3 protein-coding genes are annotated in these 5,247 nt (G+C 60.7%); 1 reads left to right on the plus strand and 2 read right to left on the minus strand.

Features of this window, described 5'->3' with window-relative positions; all coding sequences use genetic code 11:
- The coding region (locus tag AB4Z48_RS40070) for an HlyD family secretion protein (RefSeq protein ID WP_441624389.1) at positions 1-701 on the minus strand (701 nt) is incomplete at its 3' end.
- Positions 702-713: 12 nt separating this feature from the next.
- Positions 714-2,339 (minus strand): MFS transporter, encoded by a 1,626-nt coding sequence (locus AB4Z48_RS40075; protein ID WP_441624391.1) that lies wholly within the window; start codon positions 2,337-2,339, stop codon positions 714-716.
- Between the two features lie 1,933 nt (positions 2,340-4,272).
- Between AB4Z48_RS40075 and AB4Z48_RS40080 the strand changes: the two genes are divergently transcribed.
- A complete protein-coding gene (locus AB4Z48_RS40080; RefSeq protein WP_441624393.1) occupies positions 4,273-4,968 on the plus strand; it encodes a GlxA family transcriptional regulator in 696 nt (231 codons plus the stop codon).
- Positions 4,969-5,247 lie beyond the last annotated feature (279 nt).

Consider the following 5,247-nt stretch of genomic DNA (forward strand, 5'->3'; position numbering starts at 1 on the left):
AATGCGCCGACCCGCGCCGAGCGCCTGCCAACCTTGCCGTCCACCGGTGCATGGATTTCCGTATAGGACAGATTGAGATTCGCCAATTCCTGAGCCGCCTCGGCGCGCATCAACGTGCTGGCCGCCTTGTCGCGCTGAGTGCGCAGCACGTCGAGGTTCTGCTCAGTCGTGCTCAACGCGGCGCGGTCATGGGACTGCCGCGCAAGCTGCTCGGCGAGCGCGCTTGAAGCGTGTTGTTGTTCCTGCGTGGTTCCCGCTCCCGCTTCGGAGAGATTCTGGTAGCGCGAGGCGTTCGCTCGCGCAAAGTCGAGCGACGCCTGGTCGGAGCGAAGCGTGGCGCGCGCCTGCTCGACGAGCGAGGGGTGCCGCGCAATCTCGGCGTCGTAGTTTGCTATGGATGCCTTGGCTGCCGCCACGTCAGCCTGCGCACTCGACAATGCGGCCCGGAAATCGCGGTCATCGATACGTACCATCAATTGCCCGGCCTTGACCCACTGATTGTCGTTGACCAGTACCTCGGAAACCTGGCCAGCGATACGCGGCGCCACGAGCGTGAAGTCGGCCGAGACGTAGGCATCATTTGTGGATTCGGTATCCGAGCCGCCAAGAAACCGAATGCAGGCCCATACAGCGATGGCGACGGCAATGACAAGCGCGGCAATGCTAACAATTTTGAGAGGAGATCGTGTGGCGGATGACATGAAAATCGTCCCTTAGTGAGAAGAGGGCGGCGTAGTGCACCATGGGGGATAGATACGCACGGGTAGTATCGGAACAAGAACAAGAAGGGCGACGGCGACGCCTGCCATCACACGATAGAGATCGGCCGAGGTCAGTACCACGGCCTGCTCGTGGATCCGGTGTGCGAGTTGACCGAGACTATGGGTCGCATCGATGCTATAGCTCGTCACCAGCGCGTTGTTGCCCAACTGGTCCACGAGCATGTTCGAATGAAAACGTTCGCGATCTGTACCCAATCCTTCGATAAGACCCGTCGCCACAGCAGCGAAGAAAGTCTTGACCGAGTTGAACATAGCCGAAGCGAACGGGCCTTCCGCTGGCGGCAAGCCCGTCGTGACGCCCATCAGGATCGCCATGATCACCATCGGTTGCGCAACGATCTGTAGTGACTGAAGCAGGTAGAAGTTCTCGCGAACCCACTCGGAGGTCATGAAGCTCCCCATCAGGCACGTCGCGACCATGAGAGAAAGCCCGACGGCCATGACCCATCTATGGTCAACGCGCCGAAGATTCATGAAGGCGGCAGTCAGAGGAAGCGCAACCAATAGCGGGATCGCGACCAGCAACGACAGGGGTGCCGTTTGCAGTGGCCTGTACGCGTGGATGGTGGCGAGATACTGGCCCGGTATGGCGGCGACACCGATCAGCAGTATCACCGCGCCCGCGAGTGTCGTGAGTCCGTGCGCGAAGTTCCTTCGTGAAAGCAGCTGGAGCTTGAAAAAAGGAAGCGGGTGAAACCACTCGTTGACGAGGAAGGCCACAAGCAAGAACGTCCCGCCAAAAAACATCACGCGAATGAACTCGGAATTCAGCCAGTCAAGACGATCACCTTGCAGGAGACCGATCACGAGCATGGCGACCGCCGGGAGTCCCGTGAGGAATCCGGTCCAGTTGAATGAACGGAGTCGTTCGAGTTTGAGCGGATCCGGCGGAAGCCCCTGCTGGATCGCCAGGCAGCACGCTACGCCAAGCGGCACGATTTGCCAGAAGACCATTTGCCAGCCGACATACTCTGTCCACAATGCCGCGAGCGGTGCGCCGAGCGCCGGCCCGAAGGTCGCAGTGAGTGCATACCCGGCGAGCCCGTACAGCTTGACCTTCGGGGGAAGATAGCGCAGCGCCACAATAATCAGCATGGGCGGGAGGCATCCGCCGGCGATCCCCTGGAGGACACGCAGCACATATAGCGTAAGGAGGTTCGGTGCGAAGGGGCAAAGGATCCCGAACAGCATCGTGGCGAGCACGGCGCCGATCGTGAACCGCTTCAGCGTGAAGGTGATCCCGAACCACGGAGCAAACACCATGGTGGCGACGTTAGCCGCCTCGAACAACGTGGTCAGCCAGGTCCCGTCGTCACGTCCGATCGAGAACGCTCCCCGGATATCGGCCAACGCTACCGCGGTGACCTGTTCGTTGAGGATCGCCAGTAGGGACGCGAGCAGCATCCCGATCAGGCCGACGGCGAGACGAAGCGATAGCGAGGCTTGTGCGGGCGTTGGCTGGACAGGAGGGGCCACCTCTTGCTCGGGAACCGGTGCGGGCGGTTCTACGATCGTCAGCTCTTCCGTTCCAGTTGTTGAAGGGTCGGCGGTGGTCATAAGGGTCCTACTAGCTACTCGTGTTCAAGAGGTCATCACATTTGGAAACCACAGCCAGACGCCACGCGCTCACAAGGTTCCAAGATCCGTTCTGGAATAAATCGAGGCAATGACCCCAGCTTTTTGTTAAGTCATTTCGCTCAACGTGTTTTCGCTTTTTGCCGTCGCGTAACCAGTCAACGAATTCTACGAGGCGGGCCAGACCTCTGATAGCGTAAACAGGCGATGTTCTGGGCCATTCTGTTCGTGAATCTTGCCAACATATCCGTCCGGGGCGCGACGAGGTTGAAATAGGGAACCCGCGCCCCGTTTCGAAGCCGGATAAACGCTGCAATTTGCGAAACAGTCAGTTCATCTCCTGCGCAATTAAGCGCGAATTCAAGCTTGCACGACGACGAACCACGAAGATCGATATCGGGTCGCAACCGGCTCAGGCTTCAGGCTGCACCTCGTCAAGAAATTGCGATGCCTCCCGGCGAACAAACCTTCCGTACTCCTCGGAGCACCCCGGTGTCCGCAGGCGGGTCTTCCGGCAGCTTCGCGCCTCGTTCGGACAGTGCCGCGGCTGCCTGGTGTTTGGCCAGCCAAACGATGTGATGTAAAGAAGCCGCATCCCGGCGCTGCTGGCAAGCTTCGTTGCCGTGTCGTAGTCAAGCGGTGCATTCACTGTAGGGGATAGACGGTGCTTCCCGAAGCCCGGCAGGTCGGGTATCGGGCCAATGTGTTTGCGTATCCCGCCTCGGTAACTGTGGATGCCTGGGTGGCGCATTCGCGCCGCGCTATGCGAGCGTCTGCGTCAATATCATGCCGAAGTGCTCGACGGAAGACTCCAGTCCGTTCTGACGGCATTCGAACCCGAATCAACGCGTGTGAACTTGCCTGACGTGGGGGGCGTGGCCCCTGCGCGCGCCGCCGGGTGCCTATTGTTGTAAGTGGATGCTTCGTATTGCGGAAGGCGCCAGCTTTCCAGGAAAAGCAATTAGCCGGCCAGATAAACGACGCGTCGGGATTCGATAGCTTCTATCCGCAAGGTCGCGCTATCGTCGATGCCGCACGGATACCCGGTTTGATTCCAGGTAGCTTCACCGGGAATCCCGGTGCGGGGATCTCCATAACGGGGATCTCCATAAGATTGAAGCGAATCGGCGCGATTCGCGAACGCACGAGACGTTGCGAAGCGACTGGCTTGTCGGCCCTGCCATAGATCCACGGCCACATCCAGCAGTGTGAAAGCACCGTGGTCGATATTGACGAGCGACGAATGCAGCTTAGCGCAGCAACCGCATGGCAAGGATGTCGTAGCCGGCAAATGACTTTTGCGTCCGTGTAAGAAGACGAAGCGCATACGGCAAAGCCCAAGTGGCGCTCGATGGCCAATGCGATGGACACGGTAGGACGCATGGCGGTTCCGTCGATACGACGTGGCCCAAATCTCACATCGATTGGCCAGCCATGGCGCCATGTGCGTGTTTCCGCTGCCGTGTCGACTCACTAGACTTGCCTTGGGGAATGCGGCTGGGAACCTGACCCAGGCGTGGCAGGAAACCGCAGAAGCCCTGGTTGCGCCTCGGGCTAGCCAGGATGGGGCGATCGCCGCCTCGCCATATGTCGCGGTCGAAGTCTGGGCCGGATCCCAAGCAAGGACGGATTCATCATGTTGATTCGGGAACGCCAGGCCTCTTTCTTGTCCGGGGGAAGCGCCCTTGATGTCGAGGGGCAAGCTGAGTTTTATTTGGCCGACCCTGCGCCGGTCACGGGTGCGTGGCGTGCATGGAGCCTCATCGGGCCGCAGCTGCGCGAGATCGTGCGTTCCGGTGCAGGGCTGCTGCATGCGGGGCCGCCCGCATCCGCCGCGACCGTACCCGGCTACCACGCTGCGTACGTGGCGAGGCGGGGCGCGTTTGCTTCGAACGCATTCGCGGAGTAACGGCGCATGCGTGTCGCGATGATGCTGTATGCCGGATTTCGCTTGTTCGAGGTGGCCGGCCCGATGGATGTGTTTCACGAGGCAAACCGGGTGTGGGGCGGAAAATTCTACGAGCAGCATCTCGTCGGGGCGTCGCCCGGGCCTGTCGTATGCTCAAACGGCATGGCGGTGCGCACGACAGAGTGCCTGTTGGATGTGCACACGCCGTTCGACCTTATCGTGGTACCTGGTTCCCCGCTCGCCGGCCTGGGGCATGAGCATCGGGACTTGGTGGATTGGCTCAGCGATGCCGGGCGCAAGGCGGGAAGGCTCGCATCCGTGTGCAACGGCGCCTTCTTGCTCGCGCGTGCCGGTCTTGCCGACCACCGCTGGTTGACCACGCATTGGCGCGACGCGCAACGCCTCGCAACCGAGCATCCCCTGGTACACGTCATGACCGATCTAAGCTGCCTGAAGGACGGTAACCTGTATTCGTCGGGCGGCGTGGGCGCCGCCATTCATCTGGCCCTGGCCCTGGTCAGGGAGGACCTTGGCGAAATCGTAGCGGGAAGCGTCGACAAAGCGTTGTTGACGCCGTCGGGCTGGAGCGCGAAGCGAGCCCATCCGATGCCGCATTCCCTCCCGCGCGGATGCGACGGCGATGGCCCGGATGGCGACGTCACGGTCAGTCATGGCCCAAATGCGATCCATTTTGGCCCGTGAACGGGCTTCTTGGCTGAGCGCGCGGCTCCGATCGTTGGCAGAATGGTTGCCACGATCCTCACAATTCTTCCAGAAGCACATCAAGAAAGTGCTGGGTGGACTGGGCCAGGACGGAGAACCCGTCGAAGCAATCGTCCATGAGCTGGTGCCGAACATACGCTGTTCTCGAGTTGGATGGGAAATCGCCCTTTGATCTTGGTCGCTGATATTGTCAGCGCCGGTTTCCATGCGAGCCAGCCGTGACCCGAACCCCGCACGTTGTTTCACCCATCTCCCTGA

The sequence above is a fragment of the Cupriavidus sp. 2TAF22 genome (assembly GCF_052115045.1).
GTDB lineage: Bacteria > Pseudomonadota > Gammaproteobacteria > Burkholderiales > Burkholderiaceae > Cupriavidus.